Source organism: Jatrophihabitans fulvus (genome assembly GCF_054781375.1).
Genome location: NZ_BAAGUN010000005.1, coordinates 1 through 25,402, shown reverse-complemented (window position 1 = coordinate 25,402; position 25,402 = coordinate 1). Strand labels below are relative to the sequence as shown.

27 protein-coding genes and 1 tRNA gene are annotated in these 25,402 nt (G+C 73.7%); 17 read left to right on the top strand and 11 right to left on the bottom strand.

The window, feature by feature from the left end:
* Positions 1 to 261 precede the first annotated feature (261 nt).
* Together ACYVP9_RS16240 and ACYVP9_RS16235 are read right to left on the bottom strand one after the other, a co-directional pair.
* Positions 262 to 335: transfer RNA gene (locus ACYVP9_RS16240), tRNA-Pro, on the bottom strand.
* Positions 336 to 492: 157 nt separating this feature from the next.
* Positions 493 to 1,404, bottom strand: a complete 912-nt coding sequence (locus ACYVP9_RS16235) for a metallophosphoesterase (RefSeq protein ID WP_460605961.1) — start codon at positions 1,402 to 1,404, stop codon at positions 493 to 495.
* A 52-nt stretch (positions 1,405 to 1,456) separates the two neighbouring features.
* On the opposite strand from ACYVP9_RS16235, the gene ACYVP9_RS16230 reads away from it, so the two are divergent.
* Positions 1,457 to 1,915, top strand: coding sequence for a GatB/YqeY domain-containing protein (locus tag ACYVP9_RS16230; protein WP_460605959.1), 459 nt, complete (start codon positions 1,457 to 1,459; stop codon positions 1,913 to 1,915).
* 80 nt (positions 1,916 to 1,995) lie between these two features.
* Here ACYVP9_RS16230 and ACYVP9_RS16225 read toward each other — a convergent pair whose 3' ends face one another.
* Genes ACYVP9_RS16225 through ACYVP9_RS16215 form a run of 3 tightly spaced genes read right to left on the bottom strand, consistent with a single transcriptional unit; the run spans position 1,996 to position 6,838 of the window.
* Positions 1,996 to 4,572, bottom strand: coding sequence for a penicillin-binding protein (locus ACYVP9_RS16225; RefSeq protein WP_460605958.1), 2,577 nt, complete (start codon positions 4,570 to 4,572; stop codon positions 1,996 to 1,998).
* A gap of 56 nt (positions 4,573 to 4,628) precedes the next feature.
* On the bottom strand, positions 4,629 to 5,795 hold the full coding sequence (locus ACYVP9_RS16220) for an ArsA family ATPase (RefSeq protein WP_460605957.1): 1,167 nt from the start codon (positions 5,793 to 5,795) through the stop codon (positions 4,629 to 4,631).
* The gene (locus ACYVP9_RS16215) at positions 5,792 to 6,838 is read right to left on the bottom strand and encodes a P-loop NTPase family protein (protein ID WP_460605956.1); all 1,047 of its coding nucleotides are present in this window, start codon (positions 6,836 to 6,838) and stop codon (positions 5,792 to 5,794) included. Before ACYVP9_RS16215 ends, ACYVP9_RS16220 begins: the two co-directional genes overlap by 4 nt.
* Before the next feature lie 36 nt (positions 6,839 to 6,874).
* On the opposite strand from ACYVP9_RS16215, the gene ACYVP9_RS16210 reads away from it, so the two are divergent.
* Genes ACYVP9_RS16210 through ACYVP9_RS16200 form a run of 3 tightly spaced genes read left to right on the top strand, consistent with a single transcriptional unit; the run spans position 6,875 to position 8,906 of the window.
* On the top strand, positions 6,875 to 7,336 hold the full coding sequence (locus tag ACYVP9_RS16210) for a RidA family protein (protein WP_460605955.1): 462 nt from the start codon (positions 6,875 to 6,877) through the stop codon (positions 7,334 to 7,336).
* Positions 7,333 to 8,100 (top strand): NUDIX hydrolase, encoded by a 768-nt coding sequence (locus ACYVP9_RS16205; protein ID WP_460605954.1) that lies wholly within the window; start codon positions 7,333 to 7,335, stop codon positions 8,098 to 8,100. The genes ACYVP9_RS16210 and ACYVP9_RS16205 overlap by 4 nt, the downstream gene beginning before the upstream one ends.
* A complete protein-coding gene (locus ACYVP9_RS16200; RefSeq protein WP_460605952.1) occupies positions 8,097 to 8,906 on the top strand; it encodes an MBL fold metallo-hydrolase in 810 nt (269 codons plus the stop codon). Before ACYVP9_RS16205 ends, ACYVP9_RS16200 begins: the two co-directional genes overlap by 4 nt.
* Here the strand turns inward: ACYVP9_RS16200 and ACYVP9_RS16195 are convergent, their stop codons facing one another.
* Positions 8,907 to 9,581, bottom strand: a complete 675-nt coding sequence (locus ACYVP9_RS16195) for a Crp/Fnr family transcriptional regulator (protein WP_460605951.1) — start codon at positions 9,579 to 9,581, stop codon at positions 8,907 to 8,909. It lies immediately after the preceding gene.
* A 132-nt stretch (positions 9,582 to 9,713) separates the two neighbouring features.
* Complete coding sequence (locus tag ACYVP9_RS16190; protein WP_460605950.1) at positions 9,714 to 9,959, bottom strand: hypothetical protein; 246 nt, start codon at positions 9,957 to 9,959, stop codon at positions 9,714 to 9,716.
* Positions 9,960 to 10,012: 53 nt separating this feature from the next.
* Here ACYVP9_RS16190 and nth point away from each other — a divergent pair, with 53 nt between their 5' ends.
* Genes nth through ACYVP9_RS16170 form a run of 4 tightly spaced genes read left to right on the top strand, consistent with a single transcriptional unit; the run spans position 10,013 to position 13,080 of the window.
* The gene (gene nth / locus ACYVP9_RS16185) at positions 10,013 to 10,750 is read left to right on the top strand and encodes an endonuclease III (protein WP_460605949.1); all 738 of its coding nucleotides are present in this window, start codon (positions 10,013 to 10,015) and stop codon (positions 10,748 to 10,750) included.
* Entirely contained in the window at positions 10,747 to 11,421 is a 675-nt protein-coding gene (locus ACYVP9_RS16180; RefSeq protein ID WP_460605948.1) for an NUDIX hydrolase, read from the top strand. The genes nth and ACYVP9_RS16180 overlap by 4 nt, the downstream gene beginning before the upstream one ends.
* A gap of 43 nt (positions 11,422 to 11,464) precedes the next feature.
* Entirely contained in the window at positions 11,465 to 11,884 is a 420-nt protein-coding gene (locus ACYVP9_RS16175) for a cupredoxin domain-containing protein (protein ID WP_460605947.1), read from the top strand.
* Complete coding sequence (locus tag ACYVP9_RS16170) at positions 11,881 to 13,080, top strand: MarP family serine protease (protein WP_460605946.1); 1,200 nt, start codon at positions 11,881 to 11,883, stop codon at positions 13,078 to 13,080. Before ACYVP9_RS16175 ends, ACYVP9_RS16170 begins: the two co-directional genes overlap by 4 nt.
* Positions 13,081 to 13,090: 10 nt before the next feature.
* On the opposite strand, the gene ACYVP9_RS16165 is transcribed toward ACYVP9_RS16170, so the two are convergent.
* The gene (locus ACYVP9_RS16165; RefSeq protein ID WP_460605945.1) at positions 13,091 to 14,029 is read right to left on the bottom strand and encodes an alpha/beta fold hydrolase; all 939 of its coding nucleotides are present in this window, start codon (positions 14,027 to 14,029) and stop codon (positions 13,091 to 13,093) included.
* A gap of 3 nt (positions 14,030 to 14,032) precedes the next feature.
* The gene (locus tag ACYVP9_RS16160; RefSeq protein ID WP_460605943.1) at positions 14,033 to 14,470 is read right to left on the bottom strand and encodes a phage holin family protein; all 438 of its coding nucleotides are present in this window, start codon (positions 14,468 to 14,470) and stop codon (positions 14,033 to 14,035) included.
* Between the two features lie 268 nt (positions 14,471 to 14,738).
* Here ACYVP9_RS16160 and ACYVP9_RS16155 point away from each other — a divergent pair, with 268 nt between their 5' ends.
* From ACYVP9_RS16155 to ACYVP9_RS16145, 3 genes are all read left to right on the top strand, one after another.
* Entirely contained in the window at positions 14,739 to 16,331 is a 1,593-nt protein-coding gene (locus ACYVP9_RS16155) for a M4 family metallopeptidase (RefSeq protein WP_460605942.1), read from the top strand.
* Positions 16,332 to 16,376: 45 nt separating this feature from the next.
* Positions 16,377 to 17,117, top strand: a complete 741-nt coding sequence (locus ACYVP9_RS16150; protein ID WP_460605941.1) for a Fic family protein — start codon at positions 16,377 to 16,379, stop codon at positions 17,115 to 17,117.
* Positions 17,118 to 17,474: 357 nt separating this feature from the next.
* Positions 17,475 to 18,311, top strand: coding sequence for an LLM class oxidoreductase (locus tag ACYVP9_RS16145; protein ID WP_460605940.1), 837 nt, complete (start codon positions 17,475 to 17,477; stop codon positions 18,309 to 18,311).
* Here ACYVP9_RS16145 and ACYVP9_RS16140 read toward each other — a convergent pair.
* The gene (locus ACYVP9_RS16140; protein ID WP_460605939.1) at positions 18,286 to 19,089 is read right to left on the bottom strand and encodes an HAD family hydrolase; all 804 of its coding nucleotides are present in this window, start codon (positions 19,087 to 19,089) and stop codon (positions 18,286 to 18,288) included. The two genes, ACYVP9_RS16145 and ACYVP9_RS16140, sit on opposite strands and share 26 nt — an antisense overlap.
* Positions 19,090 to 19,212: 123 nt before the next feature.
* Between ACYVP9_RS16140 and ACYVP9_RS16135 the strand changes: the two genes are divergently transcribed.
* The 6 genes from ACYVP9_RS16135 (at position 19,213) to ACYVP9_RS16110 (ending at position 23,793) form a co-directional block, all read left to right on the top strand.
* Positions 19,213 to 19,866: a CpaE-like family protein gene (locus tag ACYVP9_RS16135; protein ID WP_460605937.1), complete on the top strand. Its 654-nt coding sequence runs from the start codon at positions 19,213 to 19,215 to the stop codon at positions 19,864 to 19,866.
* Entirely contained in the window at positions 19,863 to 21,041 is a 1,179-nt protein-coding gene (locus ACYVP9_RS16130; RefSeq protein WP_460605936.1) for a P-loop NTPase family protein, read from the top strand. The genes ACYVP9_RS16135 and ACYVP9_RS16130 overlap by 4 nt, the downstream gene beginning before the upstream one ends.
* Positions 21,038 to 21,877: a type II secretion system F family protein gene (locus tag ACYVP9_RS16125; RefSeq protein ID WP_460605935.1), complete on the top strand. Its 840-nt coding sequence runs from the start codon at positions 21,038 to 21,040 to the stop codon at positions 21,875 to 21,877. The genes ACYVP9_RS16130 and ACYVP9_RS16125 overlap by 4 nt, the downstream gene beginning before the upstream one ends.
* A gap of 104 nt (positions 21,878 to 21,981) precedes the next feature.
* Entirely contained in the window at positions 21,982 to 22,551 is a 570-nt protein-coding gene (locus ACYVP9_RS16120) for a type II secretion system F family protein (RefSeq protein ID WP_460605934.1), read from the top strand.
* 219 nt (positions 22,552 to 22,770) lie between these two features.
* Positions 22,771 to 23,028, top strand: a complete 258-nt coding sequence (locus ACYVP9_RS16115) for a hypothetical protein (protein ID WP_460605932.1) — start codon at positions 22,771 to 22,773, stop codon at positions 23,026 to 23,028.
* Between the two features lie 99 nt (positions 23,029 to 23,127).
* A complete protein-coding gene (locus ACYVP9_RS16110; RefSeq protein WP_460605931.1) occupies positions 23,128 to 23,793 on the top strand; it encodes a peroxiredoxin in 666 nt (221 codons plus the stop codon).
* A gap of 206 nt (positions 23,794 to 23,999) precedes the next feature.
* On the opposite strand, the gene ACYVP9_RS16105 is transcribed toward ACYVP9_RS16110, so the two are convergent.
* Complete coding sequence (locus ACYVP9_RS16105) at positions 24,000 to 25,073, bottom strand: hypothetical protein (protein WP_460605930.1); 1,074 nt, start codon at positions 25,071 to 25,073, stop codon at positions 24,000 to 24,002.
* Between the last annotated feature and the right edge of the window lie 329 nt (positions 25,074 to 25,402).

Sequence of the window (25,402 nt, the reverse complement as noted above, 5' to 3'; positions counted from 1 at the left end):
GGCGGTTCCGGTGCTGGGGCGCGTGGTCTGTCCGAAGATCCGGTGTCGGCGCCACTGAACGGGCCGGGGGACCCGAGCACCCTGGGTTCCCATTGTCGGGGTATTCGGGGCTGCGCCCCTCCTACCCCCTCCTGGACCTCGGAAGACACGAGCAAGCTCGATCTTCACTCGGTCTGCGTCGGGGTATTCGGGGCTGCGCCCCTCCTACCGCCTCCTGGACCTCGGAAGACACGAGCAAGCTCGATCTTCACTCGGTCTGCGTCGGGGTGACAGGATTTGAACCTGCGACCTCTTCGTCCCGAACGAAGCACGCTACCAAGCTGCGCCACACCCCGTGAGCAACCGCTCCAGCATAGCCGCCGCGTCCGCCGCACTTCACCCGGGTTACCGGGACCGCCGCTTCTCCGGCTTTGCACCTGCCGAGGTCGCTATCGGGTCATGGCGTGAGCGGATGACGACGTGACGAGGTGCAAACTCCGGTGACCCGAGGCCTCAGTTGCGCGGCACGAGGGTGAGCAACGACGCCTCCGGGCGGCAGCAGAACCGGATCGGGGCGTACGGGTTCGTGCCCAACCCGGCGGAGACGTGGAACCACATGTGGTCGTCCCACCGGTGCAGCCAGCGGGCACGCCCGCGGTCGATGCCGCAGTTGGTGACCAGCGCGGGCCCGAACGGCACGCGTACCTGCCCGCCGTGCGTGTGCCCGGCGAGCACCAGGTCGTAGCCGTCCGCGGCGAACTCCCGCAGCACGAACGGCTCGGGGGAGTGGGTGACCCCGATGCGGACGGCCGCGTCGGCCTCGGCCGCGCCGGCGATCTGCGAGTAGTCGACCTTGCGCAGGTGCGGGTCGTCGGTGCCGGCGAGCGCCACCTTCGCCTCGCCCGCGGCGAGGACGGTGCGCACGTGGGTGAGGTCGACCCATCCCGCGCCGGACATCGCGCGTGCCATGGCCGGCCACGGCAGGGGCGTGCCCCGGTTGACCGGTCCGTGCGCGGGCCTCAGGTAGCGCGTCGGCAGCTTCGGACGGGGGGCCCAGTAGTCGTTGTTGCCGGGCACGAACACGCCGGGGAACGCGAACAGCGGCTCGAGCGCCGCCATCACCGCCGGGATTCCGTGCTCGGCCGACAGCGTGTCGCCGGTGTTCACGACCAGATCGGGACGCAGGTCGGCCAGGCCGCGGATCCACGCCTGCTTGCGGGCCTGGCCCGGCGTGATGTGCAGGTCGGACACGTGCAGGACCCTGATCGGCGCCGCGCCCGGCGCTAGCACGGGCACGTCGCGGCGGCGCAGCGTGAACAGGTTGCGCTCGATGCCGACCCCGTAGGCGAGGGTTGCCACGCCCAGCGCGGCGACGGAACCGACGGCGGCGCCCGCCACCCGCAGTTGCCGCTCGCCGTCCGCCATGGGCCCAGCGTACGGACGGAACCCCCTGTCGCTGCTCGGTACCGTCGAGGCCATGCCGACACTCAAGGCCCGACTGCACGACGACCTCAACGCCGCGATGAAGGCGCGCGACGAGCTCACCACCGCCACCCTGCGGATGGTCCTCGCCGCGGTCACCACCGAGGAGGTCGCCGGCAAGCAGGCCCGCGAGCTGTCCGACGACGAGGTGCAGAAGGTGCTGGCCCGTGAGGGCAAGAAGCGCCGTGAGGCCGCCGAGGCGTTCGACAGCGCCGGCCGCACCGAGCTGGCCGAGCGCGAGCGCGCCGAGCACGGCGTCATCGACGCCTACCTGCCGGCGCAGCTCGACGACACCGAGCTGTCCGACATCGTCGCCGCCGCCATCGCCGAGGCCGGCGCCACCGAGCCGCGGCAGATGGGTGCCGTGATGAAGCTCGTCCAACCGCGCGTCGCCGGACGCGCCGACGGCAAGCGGGTCAGCGACACCGTCCGCCGGCAGTTGTCCGGAGGCTGACCCCAGGACCCCGACACGACGAGGGCCCCACGTCGCGATCGCGACGTGGGGCCCTCGAGTTCGTTCGGCGGACGGACGGCTCAGCCGCCGCCCGGACCCGGACGGGCACCGCCACCGCCGCCGGCACCGCCGCCACCACCGGCACCGCCGCCACCACCGGCACCGCCACCACCGGCGCCGCCGCCACCACCGGCACCGCCACCACCACCCGGACCGCCGGGAGCGTTGCTGCCGCCACCGCCGGCGCCGCCACCACCCTGGTTGCCGCCGCGGTCACCGCCGCGGTTGTTGCCGCCACCGCGGCGCGGCGGGTCGCGACTGGGGGGCGGGGGCGGGGTGTAGATGTCCTGCTGCCGGCCGAAAGACTCGCACACCGTGATCGTCGAGCCCGCGGGCGCGACCTTCGGGCCGAAGTACGCGATGGTGCCCAGCGGCGCGTCACCACGGCACAGCGCGGGCTGTCCCTCGTTCTCGGTGCCGAAGATGTGCATCTTGAACCCGGAGGCGGCGAGCTGCTTCTTCGCGTCGGCCGGGCTCACGCCGGTGACGTCGGGGACGGGGGTGCCGCTCACCGAGTTCGGGTCGGGCCAGGTCCACCGCTCACCCTTGAGCGACGGGCCCATCGCCGACAGCCACACCTTGGCCGCGTAGTCGCCGTACGCCTGGCCCGGGGCGGCCCCGGGCAGGCCACGCTGCGGCGCGGACGGGTTGTCGAAGTCGATGATCGCGCTGACGCCCACCATCGACGGTGTCATGCCGGCGAACCAGATCGCGCCGTTCTTCGAGGCCGGCTGCGCGAGCGCCGTGCCCGTCTTGCCGGCGATGTTGCTGCCGCCGTCCGAGTAGTACGACTGGAAGCGCCCGTACGACGTGCCGGACGGGTCGTTGGTGTCGCCCTTCATGATGTCGATCGCCTGCAGCGCGGCCTCCGCGGGCACGATCTGCGTGGCGCCCAGGCGCTTGGTGTCGACGGCGTTGCCGTTGCTGTCGTAGACCATCGTCACCGGCGCGGGCGGGTTGAACTTGCCGGCATTGGCGACGGCGGCGTAGGCGCCGGCCATCTGCAGCGGGCTGGCGAGCAGGCCCGAGGCCAGCACGATGCGCAGCGGGCTCTCGGTGCCGACGATGTCCTGGGCGACCGTCTTCTTGGTGTTCGACGACACCGGGGCGTCCAGGCTGGTCAGGCCGAACTTCTGCGCCAGCGCCACCATCGAGTCGAGGCGGCAGTACATGCCCTGGTCGGCCAGGCCGGAGAAGAACGTGTTGGACGACTTCACCATCGCCGAGCGCAGCGTCTCGTTGGTGCTGAAGTCGTCGCCCTCGGTGTTGTTCTTCGCAGGGTCCTTGGTGGAGCAGTTCTCCGGCGTGTAGCCGTCGCGCCCGGTGTTGGTCTGCAGCGTCCAGTCGGCCGGGAAGCCCATGCTCAACGCGGCCAGCAACGGGAAGATCTTGATCGTCGAACCGGGGCTCGCGACCGGCTTCGTGAAGATCGGCTGCACGGTCTGGTTCTTCTTGATGCCGTACTGCTTGCTCGCGGCCATCGCGAGGATGTTGCCGGTCTTCGGCTCGATGACCGGCAGCGTCGCGGTGTAGGGCGAGCTCGCCGGCACCGAGCGCGTGATGTGGAACTGCGCGCTGTTCTGCAGCTTCGGGTCGAGCGTGGTGATGATGCGGTACCCGCCGGTCTGCAGCTGCTGGTCGGTGAGCCCCGTGCGGGACATCAGCCAGGTGCGCACGTAGTCGCAGAAGAAGCCGACGTTGCGCACCGTCGAGACCGAGTTGGCGCAGCCCTGTCGCACCGCGGGCGGCGCGTCGGTGGCCAGCTGGATCGGCATCGCCTTGTACTTGTTCGCCTCGGCCTGGCTCCACTTGCCGACGGCGACCATGTTCTGGAGGACCTCGTCGCGACGCTCCTTGGCCGCGACCCGGTTCACGAACGGGTCGTAGGCGCTGGGCGCCCGCAGCAGGCCGACGAGCAGCGCCGACTCCTGCGGCTCGAGGTCCTTGGCCGGCTTGTTGAAGTAGGTGCGCGCCGCGGTCTCGATGCCGTAGGCGTTCTCACCGAAGAAGGCGATGTTCAGGTAGTTCTGCAGGATCTTCTTCTTGGGCGTCTTGAGGGTGTCCTCGATGTAGATCGCGCACTTGGCGTCCTCGATCTTGCGGTTGAGGTTCTGGTCGATCGCCGCCTGCTGCTTCTCGACGTCGTTGCCGGCCTCGTAGTAGCGGACCTGCTTGACGTACTGCATGGTCAGCGTCGACCCGCCCTGGGTGTCACCGCTGGTCGTGTTCACGGCACCGCGGATCAGGCCGCGGATGTCGACGCCGTGGTGGGAGTAGAAGCGGCGGTCCTCGGTGGCGACGAGGGCGTCCTGCAGCGTCTGCGGCACCTGGTCGAGCCCGATCTCGACGCGGTCCTGACTGAACAGGCTCGCGAGCACGGTCTTGCCGTCGCGCGCGTACAGCGTGGTGCGCTGCGGCGGCTTGCTGTCGGGCAGGTTGCAGGTGGTGTCCTGGAACTTGTCGGCCTCGCGTCCGGCGACCAGGCCGAGCCCGCCGACGTACGGCAGCGCGAGCCCCGCCACGAGCACACCGGCCGCGACCAGAGCGGCGAGCAGCTTGCCGAGGGTCTTCCATGCGTCCGCGGGAGAATCTGCCACGAGCAACGAGGGTACGGGGCCCGGCTTTCAGTGCCCGTTTCGTCCTGTGACGCCGCTCAGGCGGACGGGACGGAGCCCTCGTCCGGCCCCAGCAGGCGCGCGATCTCGCGCAGGCCGTCGAGGTCGTGCACGTCGGACGCGAGGGCGGGGACGGCCGACAGCGGCACCTCCGGGTGCGCGGCCCGGAACCGCTTCGCCATGCGGGCGTCGTGCTCGGCGGCGGCGGCGACCTCGACGTGCACCCGCAGGGCGGCGGCCGCGAGCCGGGCGTCCGCCCCTTCCTCGGCCTCGGCCCGCTCGGCGGCGACGCCGGCCTGGGCGGCGGTGAGCGGCTTGGCGGTGCCGGCCACCGGGGCCGTGCGCCGGGTGCGGTTCACGACCACGCCCGCCAGCGGCATGTGCTCCTCGCTGAGCCGGTCGACGAAGTAGGACGCCTCGCGCAGGGCATCGGGCTCCGGGGCGGCGACCACGACGAACGCGGTGCCGGGGTCCTTCAGGCGCTGGTAGGTCTGGTCGGCGCGCTCGCGGAACCCGCCGAACATCGACTCGAGCGCGCTGACGAAGGTCGACAGGTCGTTGAGCAGGTCGCCACCGATGACCTTGGTGAACACCCGGGCCACCATGCCGACACCCACGGTGACGACCTTCATGTACGCGCGTCCGCCGGCCTTCGCGGGTGCGGTGATGAGCTTGATCATCCGCCCGTCGAGGAAGCGGCCGAGCCGGTTCGGGGCGTCGAGGAAGTCGAGCGCCGAGCGCGACGGCGGGGTGTCGACGACGACGAGGTCCCACTCGTCGGTGGCGACGAGCTGGCCGAGCTTCTCCATCGCCATGTACTCCTGCGTCCCGGCGAACGAGGACGACAGCGATTGGTAGAAGGGGTTGTTGAACACCTGCTCGGCGCGTTCGGGCGTGGAGTTCTCGAGCACGACGTCGTCGAACGTCCGCTTCATGTCCAGCATCATCGCGAAGAGGCGGCCGCCCGCCTCGTCGCCGGCGCCCTTCACCTCGCGCGGGGTGTTGTCGAGTTCGGTGAGGCCGAGCGACTGCGCCAGCCGCCGGGCCGGGTCGATGGTGAGCACGACCGTGCGGCGTCCGGCCTCGGCCCCCGCGAGGGCGAGGGCGGCGGCGGTCGTGGTCTTGCCCACGCCCCCGCTGCCGCACGTGACGACGACCCTGACCTTCGGGTCGCGCACCAGCGCCAGGGCGTCGAAGCCGGTCACCGGGCACCTGCCGTGGTGAAACGGGCGGCGAGGTCCTTCAGCTCGCCCAGCTCCACCGGCGGGTTCAGGTCGGGCAGCGTGATGCGCGGCATGTCGAGGCCGTCGAGCCGGGACGCCCCCTCGGCCTCGAGCCGCTGGCGGCGCGCGTAGTCGGCGACCTCGCTCGCGAGCGCGTCGGCGTAGGCGCCCACCTGGTCGTCGGAGAACCCGGCCGCGGCGAGCCCCGCGCTCAGCGACGCCGCGTCCGGACGGTCGTCCGCGCCCAGTTGCGCGGAGGTGAGCAGGGCCGGACGCGCGCGGTTGACGATCACGGCGCCCAGCTGGAAGTCGAGCCGCTGCAGCTCGGCGGCGGCGTCGATCGTCTCCTGCACCGGCATCTCCTCGAGCAGCGTGACGAGGTGCACGACCGTCTGCGGGCCGTGCAGCAGCTGGATGACGCCGTCGCTCTGCCGGTGGATCGGGCCGATGCGCGCGAGCTTCGCGACCTCGCGGGTGGCGTCGAGGAACCGGGTGATGCGGCCGGTCGGCGGCGCGTCGAGCACGACGGCGTCGTAGGCGCGCTGCTTCGGGTCGCCGTCGCGGCCGACCCGCACCACCGACTCCTTGACCTTGCCGGTGAGCAGCACGTCACGCAGGCCGGGGGCGAGTGTGGTCACGAAGTCGACCGCGCCGAGGCGTTTGAGTCCCTTGCCCGCGCGCTTGAGCCCGTAGAACATCTCGAGGTACTCGAGCATGGCCTCCTCGGCGTCGATCGCGAGGCCGTAGAGCTCGCCGCCGTTGGGGGCCGCGCTGAGCTTCTCCTCGGCGTAGGGCATGGGCGGGCGGTGGAACAGCTGGGCCAGCGCCTGCCGCGACTCGACCTCGACGAGCAGCACCCGCTTGCCGAGCCCGGCGATCGCGAGCGCCAGTGCGGCCGCGACCGTCGTCTTGCCGGTGCCGCCCTTGCCGGTGACCACGTGCAGGCGTGCCTTGGGTGCCGGGTTCACGATCGCGTCGGCGAGGCGCGGCGCGCTGGAGGCGGTGCCGGCCGTGCGGGTGGGCATCGTTCCAGAGTAGGAGACAGCGGATACCGTCGAACTGTGACGTCTCCTCTCACCCGCCTCGACGAGCTCGGCATCACCCTCCCGCCCGTGGCCGCGCCCCTGGCCGCCTACGTGCCCGCGCTGCGCAGCGGTCCGTGGGTGTTCACGTCCGGCCAGCTGCCGTTCGTCGACGGCGCCCTGCCTGCGACCGGCAAGGTCGGTGCCGAGGTGTCGCCGGAGGAGGCGCAGGGGCTGGCCGGGCTGGCCGTGCTCAACGCGCTGGCGGCCGTGCACGACCTCGTCGGTCTCGACGCGGTCGAGCAGGTCGTCAAGGTCGTCGGCTTCGTGGCGAGCACACCGGACTTCACCGGCCAGCCCGCGGTCGTGAACGGCGCCAGCACGCTGCTGGGCGACGTGTTCGGCGACGCCGGCCGGCACGCCCGCTCGGCCGTCGGGGTCGTGTCGCTGCCGATGGACTCGCCGGTCGAGATCGAGCTGATCGTCGCGGTCCGCGGGTGACCGCGGCCGGCGACGTCCCCGTCCGGGACGCGGCCACCGTCGTGCTGCTGCGCGACGGCGCCGAGGGCGTCGAGGCCTGGCTGCTCACCCGGGTCACCGGTATGGAGTTCGCCGCCGGCATGACCGTCTTCCCCGGCGGACGGGTCGACGACCGCGACGTCGACCTGCCGATCACCGGCGCCGACACCGCGGCCCTCGCCGCCCGTTTCGGTTGCTCCGAGCCGGTGGCCCGCGGCCTGCTCGGCGCCGCCGTGCGCGAGACGTTCGAGGAGACCGGGGTGCTGCTCACCGTTCCCCCGAAGCACCTTCCCGAGCACGTGGCCGACGTCGAGTCCGGCCAGGTGGACTTCGGTGACCTGCTGCGCGAGCACGGCCTGTCCGTCGACGGTGCCGCGCTGCGGCCGTGGTCGCGCTGGGTCACGCCGAAGGGCGAGGTGCGCCGCTACGACACCCGCTTCTTCGTCGGACGGTTGCCCGAGGGCGCCGTCGCCGCCGACGTGACGACCGAGTCGTCGTCCGCCGACTGGGTGCCGGTCGGCGAGGCCATCGAGCAGGCGCAGCGTGGTGAACGCCGCCTGCTGCCGCCGACGCTGCTCACGCTCGCGTCGCTCGCCGACTGCGCGGACGTCGATGCGGTGCTGGCCCGGTCCGAGGGCGCCGACCTGAGCCCCGTCCGTCCGACCATGCACGTCGCGGACGACGGCGCGGTGACCGTCGAACTACCCGGTGGGCGGTTGATGCAGATCCGCGGGCCCCGGGCATGAGTGCCCATCCGGCGTACGGCGAGGTGCGCCAGGTGCGGCCGGGCGTGCGGGTGCTGCTGCAGCGCAACCCCGGGCACATGACGCTCGACGGCACCAACACCTGGCTGCTCGGGTCGCCGGACGCGCCCGTGGTCGTCGACCCGGGACAGTCGCGGGCCGGTGGTCCCGAGGCGCAGCTCGCCGACGACGGCCACCTCGAGCGCCTGCTCGCCGCCGCGCCCGCCCCGGCGCTGGTGCTGCTCACCCATCGCCATCACGACCACGTCGAGCTCGCCGGGACGCTGCACGCGCACACCGGCGCGCCCGTCCGCGCGCTCGACCCCGCGCTGTGCCGCGACGGCGGGCCGCTCGCGGACGGTGACGTGCTCGACGTCGCGGACGTCCGCCTCGAGGTGCTCGCGACCCCGGGGCACACGTCCGACTCGACGTCCTACCTGCTCACGGACGAGTCCGGACGCTCGGTGCTCACCGGCGACACCGTCCTCGGACGGGGCACCACGGTCGTCGCCCACCCGGACGGGGCGCTGGGGCCCTATCTCGCGTCACTCGGGCGGTTGCGCGGTCTCGGCCCGGTGCCGGTGCTGCCGGGCCACGGCCCCGAGCTGCCCGACCTCGAAGCGGTGACCGGGCAGTACCTGGAGCACCGGGCGCTGCGACTGGACCAGGTGCGTGACGCGCTGCGCGAGCTCGGTGCGGACGCGAGCCCGCGACAGGTGGTCGAGACGGTCTACGCCGACGTCGACCCCGTGCTGTGGGACGCCGCCGAGCTGAGCGTGCGCGCCCAGCTCGACTACCTGCGCGAGTAGCTATCGCGCCCGGCGGGCGAGCCGCTCGCGGTCGAGGATGACCACGGACTTGCCCTCGAGCCGCAGCCAGCCGCGCGAGGCGAAGTCGGCGAGCGCCTTGTTGACGGTCTCGCGAGAGGCGCCGACCAGCTGGGCGAGCTCCTCCTGCGTGAGGTCGTGCGTGACGCGCAGCTGACCGCCGTCGATGGAGCCGAACCGCTGCGCCAGCTGCAGCAGCTGCTTGGCGACGCGGCCGGGGACGTCGACGAAGATCAGGTCGGCGAGCATCGTGTTGGTGCGGCGCAGCCGGCGGGCCACGACGCGCAGCAGCTGCATCGCGATCTGCGGACGGTCGGTGGCCCACTTCTGCAGCGCGGCCTTCGGCAGCCGGGCCAGGCGGGCGTCGGTGACGACGGTCGCGGTGGCGGTGCGGGGACCCGGGTCGAACAGCGACAGCTCGCCGAACTGGTCGGACGGGCCGTAGATCGCCACGAGGTTCTCGCGGCCGTCGGGTGAACGACGCCCGAGCTTCACCTTGCCGGTCAGGACGATGTAGAGGCTGTCACCGGGTTCGCCCTCGTTGAACAGCACGGCGCCCCGGGGCTGCTCGAAGATCTCGAACTCACCGGACAGGGCCTCGACGTCCTCGGGATCGACGCCCTGGAACAGCCCCGCCCGCCGCAGAATCTCGTCCACCAACACTCCTCAGCCGCCCGCACCACGCACGCGGCGGGTGCGAACCAGGTCACAGTCGATCCGGAGTCTAGGGCAACGCCTGCGCGTGTCGCGGGCAAGGTCGCCCTGCGGCTCACCCGTGAGGTAGCGGCGTCAGTCGGACGCGCGGCGCCACCCGCGCCGCAGCCGCTTCAATCCCAGCCGGGTGCGGAAGCGGGACAGGGCCGAATCGGTGCCCTCGCGCACGAAGGTGTCGAGCTCGGCGGGGCTCGCGCCCTCGAGGAACTGCTCGATGTCGCGGTCGGTGTTGACCGAGTTCAGCGGCTCCTCGACGCGCTGCATGAGCAGCACGAAGCCCAGCAGGACGAAGGGGAACAGCAGCAGCGCGAATCCGATCATGGTGGCCCCATTGTGCCGTAGTTACGTCGGTGCGTCGCCGTACGCTCGGCGGCGTGGCGACTGCAGCAAAGGTGTCGAAGTTCGCGGACGAGTCCCCGCTCGCGCTGACCCGGCGGGCCCGCCGGATCAACCGCGAGCTGGCCGAGGTGTACCCCACCGCCCACTGCGAACTCGACTTCACGACGCCGCTCGAGCTCTCGGTGGCCACCATCCTGTCGGCGCAGTGCACCGACAAGCGGGTGAACGAGGTGACGCCGGCGCTGTTCCGCCGCTACCCCGACGCCGCCGCGTACGCGTCCGCCGACCGCGACGAACTCGAGGCGATGATCAAGTCGACCGGCTTCTTCCGCAACAAGACCACCTCGCTGATCAACCTCGGCCACCAGCTCGTCGAGCGCTTCGACGGCGAGGTGCCGAACCGGCTCGAGGACCTGGTGACGTTGCCCGGCTTCGGGCGCAAGACGGCCAACGTCGTGCTCGGCAACGCCTTCGGCGTCCCCGGCCTGACCGTCGACACCCACTTCGGCCGCCTCGTGCGTCGCTGGGGCTGGACCGACGAGACCGACCCGGTGAAGGTCGAGCGCGTCGTCGCCGCGCTGATCCCGAAGAAGGAGTGGACGATCTTCAGCCACCGCGCCATCTGGCACGGCCGGCGCATCTGCCACTCCCGCAAGCCCGCCTGCGGGGCGTGCCCCATCGCCTCGCTGTGCCCGTCCTACGGCGACGGCCCGACCGATCCCGAGGTGGCCGGGAAGCTGGTGAAGACCGAGGCGCAGATGGTCGCCTCGTGACGGCACCGCTCCCGCCCTGGTTCGCCACGCTGGCCGACGCCGCGACACGCATGACCGGCGAGGACCTCTCCCGGTTCCTGCCCCCGGAGGACGGGCGCGGTCGCGAGTCGGCCGTCCTCATCGCGTTGAGCGACCGGGGCGACGGGCCCGCCGTCCTGCTCATCGAGCGGGCCGCGACGCTGCGCACCCACGCCGGCCAGGTCGCGTTCCCCGGTGGTTCGCTCGACCCGACGGACGCCTCGCCGTCCGCCGCCGCGCTGCGCGAGGCGCAGGAGGAGACCGGGCTCGACCCGGCGAGCGTCCAGGTGGTGGCCGACCTGCCGGCGATCTTCATCCCGGTGTCGGAGTTCGTCGTGACGCCCGTGCTCGCGTGGTGGCGCGAGCCGCACCCCGTGGATGCCGTCGACCCCGGCGAGGTCGCCCGCGCCGAACTGGTCCCGCTGGCCGAGCTCGCCGACCCCGCCAACCGCTTCCGGGTGGAGCACCCGTCCGGGCTCGTCGGCCCCGGGTTCACACCGCCGTCGTCGGGTCTGTTCGTGTGGGGATTCACCGCCGGCCTGCTCGACCGGGTGCTCGAGTACGGCGGCTGGGCGAGGCCGTGGGACCCGGAGGTCACCCGTCCGCTGCCGCCGGCCCTGAGCGGCCGTCCGCCCCGCCGCGACGCGGGCTGAGCGTCCCCGGGGCGCCCCCGACGCGCCTGGGTACCGTCAGGTCATGTCCGCGCGCCGTGTCCTCACCGCCTGCGGCGCGGCGGTTCTCGCGCTGACGGCGGTCGCCGGCTGCGGCCACGACCAGGCGCCGGCCGCCACCGGTCCGTACACGGGGACGGGCACCGCCACCGGCCCCGCCGACGCGCAGCGTCTCGTCGTCACGACCGGCAGCGACTACCGCTTCCACCCGTCCACGCTGGTCGTCCGCCCCGGACGGGTGACGATCGTGCTCAAGAACACCGCGAAGACGGGTGCGCCGCACAACCTGTCGGTGAACGGGCTGCCCGGCGCGTTCGTCCCCCTCGCGGGCGCGCAGGGCACGACCAGCGCCACTTTCGACACCCCGGAACCCGGTCGCTACCGCTTCGTGTGCACGATCCACATCCAGCAGGGCCAGACCGGCACGCTCGTGGTGACGCGGTGAACCTGCTCGACCTGTTGATCGTGCTCGCCGCGATCGGGTACGGCATCGGCGGCTTCCGCAGCGGCGCCGTGGTGGGCGCGTTCTCGCTCGTCGGGTTCTTCGGCGGCGCGGCCATCGGCGCCCAGCTGGCCCGTCCGCTGGGGTCGGCCCTGGCCGACGGCACCGCGCAGATCCCCATCGCCATCGTGTCGGTGCTGCTGTGCGCCATGCTCGGCCAGCTGCTCGCGGTCTTCCTCGCCGGCATGATCAAGGACCGGTTCGTGCGCGGCGCCGTCCGCCCGTGGGACTCCGCGCTGGGCGCCGTGCTCGGGGTCGTCGCCGTGCTGCTGGTGGCGTGGATGGTCGCGCTGCCGTTGGCGACGTCCGCCTACCCGACGCTCGCGCAGCAGGCGAGCCAGTCGAAGATCGTCCGCGGCGTGAACCAGGTCGTCCCCGACGCGGTGCGCGGCCTGTACTCGTCGCTGCGCGACTTCTTCAACCGCAGCGGCTTCCCGCCGGTGCTGGGCGACCTGCCGTCGACGTCCGTCGTGCCCGTCGCGCCCCCGCCGCGCACGCTGCCGCAGTCGGCCCGCCGCGTGGTGGTGAACTCCGAGCGCTCGATCGTGAAGATCTACGGGCAGGCACCGGAGTGCGGTCGCGGCATCGAGGGATCCGGGTTCGTGTTCGCGCCGAACCGGGTGATGACCAACGCGCACGTGGTCGCGGGCACGCGCACCGTCCGCGTGGTCGTCGGACGCAACGACGCCAACACCACGCCGGCGCGGGTCGTCTACTTCGATCCCGACCGCGACGTCGCCGTGCTCGCGGTCCCGGGGCTCAGCGCGCCCGCCCTGCCGTTCGCGCAGGTCCCCGCGCCCCGGGGCACGCCGGCCATGGTCGTCGGCTACCCCGAGGACCGCAGCTACACGACCAACACCGCGCGGGTGCGTTCACGCACCACCGTGCGCGGGTCGGACATCTACGGCAACGGCACGGTGACGCGCGAGATCTACTCGGTGCGGGCGACCGTCCGCAGCGGCAACTCCGGCGGCCCGCTGCTCGACTACCAGGGACGGGTGCTGGGCGTCGTGTTCGCGACCGCCCTCGACTCGCGCGACACCGGGTTCGTGCTCACCCGCGACGAGGTGCGCTCCGCGGCGCAGACCGGGCGGACGGCGACCGCCGCCGTGGGCACCGGGGGCTGCACGCCCGGGTGACCCCGGGTGATCAGTGGGTCTTGGCCCACCGGATCAGCTCGCCGCTGACCAGCTCGGGCGCCTCGTCCTGCACGAAGTGGCCGACGCCCTCGAGCTGGTGCCACTCGTACTCGCCGGTGACGTACTGCCCCGACCCCTGCGCCGTCGACGGCAGCACGCAGCCGTCCGCCGCGCCGTGCAGGTGCAGCACCGGAGCGCCGATCGGGGTGCGCATCGCCTCGGCGTAGCGGCGGCCGTCGCCGCGCAGCTGCGAGCGCACCGCCCACCGGAAGTGTTCGGCGGCGCAGTAGGACACCGGGTGGATGCGCATGGCCTGCGCGTAGCGCTCGACGTCCGAGACGTAACCCGGGGTGCCCCGCCACCGCGGCCCGGACCACTGCTCGGCGAGCTCGCGCACCCAGAGCGAGTCGCGCGAGAGCAGGTGCTCGGGGCGGCGCGGCACCTGGAAGGTGCGCAGGGCGTAGGCGGACGCCCGCCGCTGCGCGGGGTCGGCACGGACGGCCGCCCGCAGCCGCCGCGGGTGGGGCGCGCCGAGCGCCACCATGCTGCGCACGACCCGCGGGTGGGTGGCGGCCATCGTCCAGGCGAGGCCGCCCCCGATGTCGCTGCCGACGACCATCGCGTCGCTCTCGCCGAGCGAGAGGACGAGCGCGGCCATGTCGGCGGCCATGGTCGGCGAGTCGTAGCCGCGGGGCGGCTTGTCACTGGCGCCGTAGCCGCGCAGGTCGACGGCGACGGCGCGGAAGCCGGCGTCGGCCAGGTCGACGAGCTGGCGGTGCCACGTCCACCAGAACTGCGGGAAGCCGTGGACGAGCAGGACGAGTGGACCCGTGCCCGCCTCGGCGACGTGCAGGGCGATGCCGTTGGCGCGCACCGTCCGGTGCGTCCACGGGCCGTCGACCAGGACGACGGACCTGTCCGGGGCGCCCGGCAGGGGTCCGAAGCCCACGGGCTACTTCCGGGACTTCTTGAGGTAGTCGACCGTCTGCTTGGTGGTGTCGATGGTCTGCTGCGGTGCCTTCACGCGCTTGACCTTCTTGATGCCGAGCAGGGCGAAGATCGCGACCAGCACGAGCTGGAAGCCGAACACGATCAGGAAACTCAGCCAGCGCCACAGCCCGATGGCGTTCAGGCCCTCGGCGAGTGCGAGGAAGCCGAAGGTGAGCGAGAAGACGAGCACGACGGCGGCGGCGCCGAAGAACCCGATGCCGACGCCGGCGTTCTTGACCGAGGCACGCAGCTCGAGCTTGGCCAGCTCGATCTCGCTGCGGACGAGCGTCGACACCGACTCCGACGCCTGCGACACGAGCTCGCCGATGCTGGGCTCGGCGGGCTTCGCGGCCGGACCCGGCTGGCTTCCCGGCTGGCTTCCCGGTGGGGTGACCGTCACGCTGTCGTCCCTTCGTCGTCACGGCGGTGCCGGTCACCGGCCGGTGCCGGGACGGGACGCTCGTTCGGGTCCATCGTCGCAGACCGGACCGTCCGTCCGGGTCGCGCCGCACGGGTCGGTTCGCCCGGGGGCAGCGCGAGGGTGTACCCGCCGGCCGGTGCTACGAAACGGACAAATGCGGACAGAACCCTCCCGAACGGGACGTTCGTCCCTTAAGGTCTGCTGAATCCGTTCCCGCCCGGGGACCGCCGCCGCGAGGGAGACCGCGTTGAGAAGACCACTGTCCACGGCCCGGATCGTCACCACCGTCGGGGTGCTCACCGCGGGCATGGCCGCCGCAGCCGTGTCCGTCGCCGCGCCGTCGGGCGCAGCCCCTTCCCCGATGTCCCGCGCGGCCGCGCTCGGCGAGGCCCGGTCGGACGTCGGCGCGACCGCGCAGCGCCTCGGTCTCGCCTCCGGCGAGAAGCTCGTCGTCAAGGACGCGGTCGTCGACCGGTCCGGTGCCCGCCACGAGCGCTACACCCGCACGTTCGACGGCCTGCGCGTCGTCGGCGGTGACCTCGTGGTGCACCGCACCCCGGGCGGCGCGATCGCGTCCGTCTCGCGATCCGGCCCGACGTCCGTCGCGGTCGCGTCCGTGACCCCGCAGCTGTCGCGTTCGGCGGCGCGGACGAAGGCGAACGCGCAGCGCATCGCGCTGAAGCAGCCGACGTCGACGCCGGGACAGCTCGTCGTGTTCGCCGGCGGGGCGACGCCGCGCCTCGCGTACGACGTCGTCACCCGCGGCATCAAGGCCGACCAGACGCCGTCGGTGCTGCACACCGTCGTCGACGCGGACACCGGCCGCAGGCTGACCTCCTGGGACGAGGTCGTCACCGGCACCGGTTCGGGCATCTTCGTGGGGTCGGTGAGCCTCGGCACGACGTCCGGCACCGGCGGCTACACGCTGCGCGACCAGCACGGCAACTACACGACCGACCTCGGGAACCGGACGTCCGGCAGCGGCACGACCTTCACCGACGCGGACGACCTGTGGGGCAACGGCTCCAACAGCGACCGCGCGTCCGCGGGCGTCGACGCCCACTACGGCGCCGAGAAGACCTACGAGTTCTACGACTCGGTGCTCGGCCGCGCCGGCATCTGGGACGACGGCACCGGCGCCCGCTCGCGGGTGCACTACGGCAACAACTACGTCAACGCCTTCTGGGACGGCACGCAGATGACCTACGGCGACGGCGCCGGCAACAACGCCCCGCTGGTCGAGCTCGACGTCGCCGGGCACGAGATGAGCCACGGCGTCACCGAGAACACCGCCGGCCTGAACTACTCCGGTGACGCGGGCGGCCTCAACGAGGCGACCAGTGACATCTTCGGCACCGCCGTCGAGTGGTACGCGAACAACGCGTCCGACAGCCCGGACTTCCTCATCGGCGAGGAGATCGACATCAACGGCGACGGAACCCCGCTGCGCTACATGGACCGGCCGTCCCGGGACGGCGCCTCGCAGGACTGCTGGACGACGGGCACGAAGAACCTCGACCCGCACTACTCGTCCGGCCCGCTGAACCACTGGTACTTCCTCGCCTCGAACGGCTCGGGCGCGCGGACGATCAACGGTGTCGCGTACGACAGCCCGACGTGCAACGGCGCGTCGATCACGGGCATCGGGCACGAGACGGTCGAGAAGATCTGGTACCGGACGTTGTCGGTGTACCTGACGTCGGGCAGCGACTACACCGACGCCCGCGACGGGGCGATCACGTCCGCGAAGGACCTCTACGGCGCGGGCAGCACGCAGTGCACCGCGGTGCAGGCGTCGTTCGACGCGATCAGCGTGCCGGCCGGCAGCGCGAGCTGCTGACCACCGGGTCCCGGCGGGCGCGGCGTCGTTCCTAAGCTCGACGTCGTGCCCGCCGACCCGCTCGCCCCCCTCGTCGAGCTGCCGGGGGTGGGCGACGCCGTCGCCCGCACCCGCACCGCCGTCGACGCCCTGCTCGCCCACCGTGTGCTGCGGCGCAGCTCGTCGGACGTGTCGTCCGAGTCGTCGCTGCGCGGCGCGTGGGCCTCGGCCGTGCTGTCCGGGGCGGACGTCGCGCTCGACGACGTCCGCCACGGACGGGCCGCGGACGACCCGGTCGTGCAGGGAGCGCTGCGCACGCAGGCCGCGATCGGCACGCTGACCGACACGTGGACGCGGGCCCCGCGCCAGGCGCTCGCCCGGCTGCACGTGCTCGCCGCCGCCGACCTCGTCGAGTCCACCGAGGCACTGGGACGACCGGTGGCCGGTGCCGACCGGCTCGACACCCTCAGCGCCGTGCTGGGGGCGACGTCCGCCCCCGCCATCGTGGTGGCGGGCATCGTCCACGGCGAGGTGCTCTCGCTGGACGCGTTCGCGCCGGCGTCCGGTGTCGTCGCGCGGGCCGCCGTCCGGCTGACGTTGATCGAGCGCGGCCTCGACCCGAAATCGCTCGTCGCCGTCGAGGTGGGCCACCGTGAGCTGCGCGACGAGTACGTCGCCGCCCTCGACGCCTACCGGACGGCCACCCCGGACGGCATCGCCGCGTGGCTCGTCCACTGCGCGGACGCGCTCGTCGCCGGCGCCACCGAGACCACCGCGATCTGCGAGGCCATCCGCCGCGCGCAGTGAGCGAGGGCGCAGCGCGCGCGGACATGACAGCGGCGCCGTCCCCGAGGGGGCGGCGCCGCCGTTGCACGGCCGGCCGGGTTACCAAGCGTGCCCTGTTGGAAGTGCAGACGCGGCCCGCTCTCGCGGTTCCGCGCCGCCTCACCTTGCGTGGTGGGACCGCCGCGTGGGTGCCCGTTCGGCCGTGCCCGGATCACGTCATCGCTGTCGCTGACCGCGCCTGCTCCGTCGTCATCCGTGGCACCTAGTGGACACCTCTGTGACCTGGAGCACAACCCTTCGGCGGCGTGTCATCCGCAGCGCACAGGTGCCTTGTCGCCCATTGACCTGAAGCGAACTTCAACTCCTAGCGTCCGTGCCATGACGCTGGACATCGGTACCTACGGCTGCGCGCTCGACATCGCCGCGGACGGATCGCACCTGGACCGGGCCCGTGAGCTCGAGGCGGCCGGGTTCGACGCGCTGTGGCTGGCGGGGGGCCGGCTCGACTCGCTCGAGCGCGTCCACGAGGTGGTCGAGGCCACGCAGCGCATCCGCGTGGTCACCGCGGTGGTCCCGCTCGGCGTGTTCGGCGACGACGCGATCGCCGGCCTGCACGCCGACCTCGGCCGCCGCAGTCCCGGGCGCCTCGTCCTCGGTCTCGGCGGCCCGCAGCAGCCGCGATCGCTCGCGGCGCTGGCACGCCACCTCGACGCGTTGGACCGGCTGGGCGTGCCGGCCGGCGAACGAGTCCTCGCCGCGCTCGGTCCGCGCAAGACCGCGGTGGCGCGCGAGCGGGCGGCGGGCGCGATGACGTTGCTGACGACCGTCGACGGCACGGCGCAGGCCCGGCGACGGCTCGGGTCCGCCGCCGTCCTCGCCGTCGACCAGTTCGCGGTGGCGGTCGACGACCTCGAGCGGGTACGGAAGATCGCCGCCCCGACGATCGGCTTCCTGCTGTCGGTCGACGGGTACCGGCTGCATCTGCGTCGACTCGGGTTCACCGACGACGAGATCGACCGGCACGACGACCGTTTCCTCGACGCGGTCGTGGCGTGGGGCGACGCGGACGCGATCGCCGCGCGGGCGGCCGATCACCTCGCCGCGGGTGCCGACCACGTGGCGCTGACGTTCCTGCCCGCCGGCGGTGGGCCCGGCCCGGTCGCCTCGGGCGGGGCGGTGCTCGCCGCGCTCAGGGGCGGGCGCGCCGCCGGGTGAGGTACCAGGCGACGCCGGCCGCCACGGTGCCCGCTCCCACGACGCCGGCCGACAGCATCGGGTGCTCGGGCCGGAACCCCCGCATCCGCTCGCGCAGCGGCACCGCGTTCGAGAACGCGAGCAGCGGCCAGTTGCGCTCGGCCGCCACCTTGCGCAGCGCCCGGTCGGCGTTGACCGCGTACGGGTGGCCCACCGTCTCGAGCATGGGCACGTCGGTGGCCGAGTCGCTGTAGGCGTAGCAGCTGGCGAGGTCGTAACCGCGCTGCTCGGCGAGTTCGCGGATCGCCTTCGCCTTCTCCGGACCGTAGGCATAACGGCTGATCTCGCCGGTGTACTTGCCGTCGGCGACGACCATCTGCGTGGCGACCACCTCGTCCGCGCCGAGCATCGCGCCGATGGGGGCGACGACCTCCTCGCCGGACGTGCTGACGATGACGACGTCGCGTCCGGCCGCCTTGTGCATCGTCACCAGGTCGACCGCCTCGTCGTAGACGATCGGGTCGATGATGTCGTGCAGCGTCTCGGCGACGATCTCGCGCACCTGCGCGACGTCCCACCCCGCGCACATGCTGGTCAGGTACGCGCGCATGCGCTCGATCTGGTCGGAGTCGGCGCCGGCGAGCGCGAACACGAACTGCGCGTAGGCGCTGCGCAGCACGGCGCGCCGGTTGATGAGGCCGCCCTGGTAGAACGGCCGGCCGAAGGCGAGCACGCTCGACTTGGCGATGATCGTCTTGTCGAGGTCGAAGAAGGCCGCGGTGCGACGCGCATCGGTCACGAGGCGAGGATACGAAAGAGCGGACGCGTCGGCTGTCAAGCCCGCCGTCCACAGCCTGTCGGCTGTCCACAGACGGGCCCGCGACCGGTCCCCGCCATCGTCCGGCCGCGTCATGGTGTGCGGGTGCGGACGAGCGGACCGGTGCTGGGCGTGCTCGGTGGCAGCGGCGGCATCGGGGCCTCATCGCTCGCCGCCGTGCTCGCCGTCGCCGCCGCACCGTCGGTGCTGATCGACCTCGACTGCGCCGGCGGCGGCCTCGACGTACTGCTCGGGCTCGAGCACGAGCCCGGCGCGCGGTGGTCCCGGCTGCACGTGGCCGGCGGCCGTCTCGATCCGCACGAGCTGGTCGAGGGCGTGCCCGCGGTGCTCGGGTGCGCGGTGCTCGCGGCCGACGTGGCCGAGGTGCCCGCCGCGGCAGTGGCCCAGGTGGTGTCCGCCGCGGAGAGCCTGGGTCCCGTCGTGGTCGACCTGCCCAGGCACGACACCGCCGCGCGGGCCGCCGTGCTGCCCACCTGTCGCCTGGTCGTCGTGCCCGTGAGGTGCGACGTGGCGGGACTGGTCGCCGCCCACGCGGTGGTCGCCGGCCTGGGCGACGTGCCGGTCGGGGTGGTCGCCCGCCCGGGCCCGGTGGCGCCGGACCGGGCTGCGCGGCTGGTCGGCGGCCGGCTCGTCGGCACGCTGCCGGCACCCGCCCGGCACGGCATCGACCCCCGACGTGCGCCGCGGGCGTGGCGGACGGTCGCCGGGGGCGTGCTCGACGCGGTGGCCGCCGCGTGAGCGGGCCCGATGCCGACCTGGTGGCCCGGGTGCGGCACCGGCTGGTCGCCGGGGGCCTGCCCGGAACCGGGCCCGCGGGCGGCGGCACGGACGTCGCGCCCGCGCTGCGCGCGGAGTCCGGCGCGGTCGTCGACGACACGGTGTTCGACCGGTTGCGCCGTGACGTCGCCGCCGAGCTGCACGGGGCGGGTCCGCTGGAGCCGCTGCTCGCCCTGCCCGGTGTCACCGATGTGCTCGTCAACGCCCCGGACGCCGTGTGGATCGACCGGGGTCACGGTCTCGAGCGCACCGGGGTCACCTTCGGCGACGACGCGGCGGTGCGAGCACTGGCCCAGCGGCTGGCGGGCGCCGCCGGGCGCCGGCTCGACGACGCCGCGCCGTACGTCGACGCGGTGCTGGCCGACGGCAGCCGCCTGCACGCGGTGCTGCCGCCCCTGGCCACGGCGACGACGCTGTCACTGCGGGTGCTCGCGCGGCGACGGCTCGATCTCGCCGCGCTCGCTGCGGCCGGCGCCCTGCCCGGCCGGTCGGCGCGCCTGCTGCGGGACGTCACCGCGGCCCGGCTGGCGATCGTGATCACCGGGGGCACGGGAACCGGCAAGACCACGCTGCTCGGCGCCCTGCTCGCGGGGGCGGCCGCCACCGAACGGCTGCTGCTCATCGAGGACGCGCCCGAACTCGTCGTCGACCACCCGCACGTGGTGCGGCTGGTGACCCGCGCTCCCAACGTCGAGGGCGCCGGCGCCGTCGGGCTGCGCGAACTCGTCCGGCAGGCACTGCGGATGCGTCCCGACCGGCTGGTCGTGGGCGAGTTCCGCGGGGCCGAGATGGTCGACCTGCTCGTGGCGTTGAACACGGGTCACGAGGGCGGCGCCGCGACGCTGCACGCGAACTCCGCCGCGGACGTTCCGGCGCGGTGTGCCGCGCTCGGCGCGCTCGCCGGCCTGGGTCCGGCGGCGGTGACGAGCCTGGTCGCGTCCGCGATCGACCTCGTGGTGCACCTGCGCCGCGACCGAGCGGGCCGACGGGGTGTCGCCGAGGTTGCGGTGATCGAGCGCCGCGGCGACGGGCTCGCGGTGGTGCCGGCGTGGACGGCGAGCACCGGCGAGTGCCCCGGCGCCGCCCGACTCGCCGCGATGCTGCGCGACCGCGGCGTCGAGCCGGGGCCGGCGTGACTCCCCTGGGGTGGCTCGCCCTCGCCGCGGCGTTCGCCGTCACCGCGCTGCCGGGTACGGAGACCGTCCGCGTCGGTGGGCTCGCCGGCGGCGGTCGGCTGCGCGCTGCCGCCGGGCCCGGGCGTCGCCGTCGCGCGGTTCCCGATCTCCCCGCGCCGCGGGTGGTGGTCGCGCTGTCCGGTCTGATCGTGGGCGGCGCGACGCTCGTGGCCGCCGGCCCGGCGCCGGGCGTCGCGGGGGGTGTGGCCGCCGCCGTCGCCGCGCTGCTCGTCGGCGACGCCCGGCGGCACCGCGCCGACGCCCTCGCCCTGCGCCGGCTGCACACCGCGGTGGCGCTGCTCGCCGCCGAACTGTCCGCCGGCTCGCGTCCGCACGACGCCCTGACCGCGGCCGCGGCCGCCGGGCCCGAGCCGGCGCAGCTGTTCGACGGTGCCGCGACCGTCGCCCGCGTCGGGGGCGACGTGCCCGCTGCGCTGCTCGCCGCCGCGTCCGCGGCGCGCCCCGAACCCCGGGCGCTGGCCGCCGCCTGGCGGCTGAGCGAGTCCGCGGGTGCGGCTCTGGCGGACGTGGTCGGCACCGTCGCCGGTGACCTCGCCGCACGGTCGGCCAGGCGTCGGGCGGTGGCGGTCGCCCTGGCCGGTGCGCGGTCGTCCGCCCTGGTCGTCGCCGGCCTGCCCGCCGTGGGGGTCGCCCTCGGCGCCGCGATGGGTGCAGACCCGGTGGCGTTCCTGTTGTCCGATCCGGCGGGCCGGCTGGTCTGCTGCGGTGGGGTCCTGCTCGACGTCGCGGGCGTGCTCTGGATCCGCGCCCTCACCGGACGGGCGGCGAGGGCGTGACTGCCTCCTGGGTGCTGGTCGCGGTCGCCCTGATCGTCTGGCCGGCGCCAGAGGAGCGGCGCCCGGCCGGGTCCGTCGCGGCGGGTCGACGGTGGCGGCCCGTCGTGACCCTGGCGGCCACCGGCGCCGCCGCCGTGCTCGCCGGTACGTCGGCGCCCGTCGTCGCCCCGCTGGTGGCGGCACTGACCTGGAGGCTCGCCGGCCGCGCGACGTCCGTCGGCCGTTCCGGTCGGCCCGACCCGTCGGTGCCCCTCGTGCTCGATCTCGTCGCCGCCGCGCTGCGGGCGGGCCGGCCGACGTCCGAGGCGGTGGCCGCCGCCGCGGCCGCCGCCGACGGGGCGGTCGCTGCCCGCTTCGAACGCAGCGCGGCGCTGCTGCGTCTCGGCGCCCCGGCCGAGCAGGCGTGGGCCGGGCTCGCCGACGGTGACACCGCGGCCGTGGCGGTGACGGCCGTCCGCAGTGCCGCCAGCGGTTCGCGCCTGGCCACCGCCTTCGAGCGCCTCGCCCGCGAGTTGCGCGACGACGCCGCTGCGGCGGACGCGTCGCGGGCGCACCGCTGCGGGGTGCTGGCGATGGTGCCGCTCGGGCTCTGCTTCCTGCCCTCGTTCGTCCTGCTCGGGGTGGTCCCGGTGGTCGTCGGCATCGCGCGGGGGGTGATGGGGGCCGGCTCCTGAGGCGCGAACACCCCCGCAGCCCCTCCCTTAGCCGGCCGGCGGCCTCACCACGTCGCACTTAGGAGGTGCGGCGGCGGGCCTTAGTCGGTCGGCGGCCCGCGGTGGCACCGGCGTCCCCGGGGTTCACGGTCAAGTGCCGATGCCCGGGCGCGGCCCTTACGACGAACGTCATTGCTGCACCGGACGGACGGGCCGTCCGGAAGAGCAGAGGAGCGGACGATGACGATCCTGACCGACAGCATGGCTCGCGAGCACCAGGCCGAGATCATCGCGATGGCGCGCGAGAACCACCGTGCGCGGGAGGCGCGGCTGGCCCGCCGGGAACAGCGGCGCTCGCAGCGGCGGGCGCGCCGCGGTGCCGCCGCCGGCACCGGCGGCGCCGGAAACGACGCGAAGACCGGCCACGCCGGCCTGGGTCGCGTCGTGGTGCGCCCGCTCGCGGCGGCGCAGCACTGGCTGGTCGCCGGCCAGCTGTGACCCGCGACCGGCGGGGGTCCGGCCGGTGTCGATAGAGTTGGTAGGGATGGCACGGCACGAGGACGCCGGCCGGCACCTGGCTACCGAGGAGACGAACACGTGGCCCTGACCATCGGCGACACCGCGCCGGACTTCACCGCCCAGACCACCGAGGGTGAGATCGCCTTCCACGAGTGGATCGGCGACTCGTGGGCGGTGCTGTTCAGCCACCCCCGCAACTTCACCCCGATCTGCACCACCGAGCTCGGGTACATGGCCTCCATCAAGCCCGACTTCGACGCGCGCGGCGTCAAGATCATCGGTCTGTCGGTCGACCCTCTCGACAACCACGCCAGGTGGGCCGAGGACATCGCCAGGTCCCAGGGCACCGCACCGAACTACCCGCTCATCGCCGACACCGACTTCGCGGTCTCGAAGGCCTACGGCATGCTCGAGCCGAGCGTCGACGGTGACCCGACCGACCGCACCCCGGCCCAGAACGCGACGCTGCGCAACGTCTTCGTCATCGGCCCGGACAAGAAGATCAAGCTCGTGCTGATCTACCCCATGACCACCGGACGCAACTTCGACGAGGTGCTGCGGGTCATCGACTCGCTGCAGCGCACCGCCGAGCACGCCGTGGCCACGCCCGCCCAGTGGCAACCCGGCGACAAGGTCGTCATCGCCGGTTCGGTGAGCGACGACCAGGCCAAGGAGAAGTACCCCGAGGGCTGGGAGACCCCGCTGCCCTACCTGCGCGTGGTTCCGGACCCGGCAGGCGCCTGACCCCGTCCCCGTCCGCCCCCGGCCGCCCGGTGCGGTCGGGGGCGTCGTGATCTGAGGGAGCTGCCGGTCGTCCCGAGGGTCTCCCCGCCGCTGTCCGGCGAGGGCGGCGGGGCGAAGCTCGCCCCCCCGACGAGCGAGCTTCGCCCGTCCGTTCGCCGGGCCCGGCTGCTGTGACCGGGGCGAGCGGAAGTCGACGCTCGGCGCGGTCAGTGGCGGCGCAGGGTCGGTTCGTAGCGGTAGGCCCGTGGACGGGCGACGCCGAAGATGCCGCTGCCGGTGCCGACCAGGTCTCCGCTGCAGACGAATCGGCACAGCCGTCCGGCGTAGGGGGAGATGGGCCGGGCGTTGCCCGCCGCGCCGCGCAGGGGCCAGCGTTCGCTCTCGACGAGGTCGCCACGCGGCACCCCGAACCAGCCGCCGAAACCGCCGCCGGCCATGTGGCCGCCGCGGTGTCGGCCCGGGTCGGCGTCGATCGTGAATCGGGCGCCACCGGCGGTGGTGAGCACGAGCCGGGCCGAGCGGCAGTCGGCGTCCTCGTCGAAGCTCAGCCGGTGTTGCGCCGCCACGATCGGGTCCGGTGCGCTGCCGGCGTCCGTCGGTTGCACCGCGCCGAACACGCGCGGCGGCGTTCCGGGACGCGGTTCGCTCAAGGCCAGCGACAGCGTCCAGTCGTCGAACTGTCCGTGGGCCCACACGCGCATGCCGTGTTCGGTCAGCGGGTTGCCGAAACCACGGATCCGGGTGCGTTGGCCGAGCCAGCCGTCGACGCGCCGCCGCGCGCCGTCCACCGACAGCCAGCCGGAGTAGACGCCCGACTGATCGGCCCAGCTGGCGATGGGCGGCTCGGCGTCGTCGCGCCCGTCGCTCCTGCTGTTGCCGTCGACGCCGTCGACGCCGTCGTCCTGGGCGTCACCGTCGGCGGTCTGCGACCACACGGGCCCGCGCGAGCGCCATTCGACGTCGAAGGCGATGCCGCTCGGGTTGTCGGCGAGCCGCAGCTGCCAGCGCCGCGACGGCTCGAGCACCTGCCACTGCAGCGGACCGATCTCGGTGTCGCCGAGGCCCGCCGACGAGAAGCGCAGGTTGCGCTGCGCCACACGGTCGACGAAGACGATCGACCCGTCACGCACCTGGGTCCCCGGGGTCTTGCCCGCCGCGATGAACAGCCACGGGGCGTCCGCGGAGGCGTGCATGTCGAACATCACGCGGTCGAACCAGCCGGCCGGCGCGCTCTGTCCCCGCGTCCACAGCGGAACGTCCGCTGCGTTGCCCAAGCCCATCGTCATCTCCCTGCGACGTCCCCCCGAAACGGCATTGTGGCACGCGTGACTGAGTCCGATTGGCGCAGAATGCCGGACATCAACAACGAGTGTGCAGGTTCTCGTGTACACCGTAAACCGAAAACGGAACACTTGTACCGTTCTGGCCCGGATACATGGCGCGCGCCGAGGTGATGTGCTTCACCCCCGAGCAGGGCGGGCGGTGCGCGCATCGGCTGCGGGGCTCGCGCGGCGGGGATCCCGGCGGCGGGCGGAGGCGGGCGGTGGCGGGCGGTGGCGGGCGGTGGCGGGCGGTGGCGGGCGGTGGCGGGCGGTGGCGGGCGGTGGCG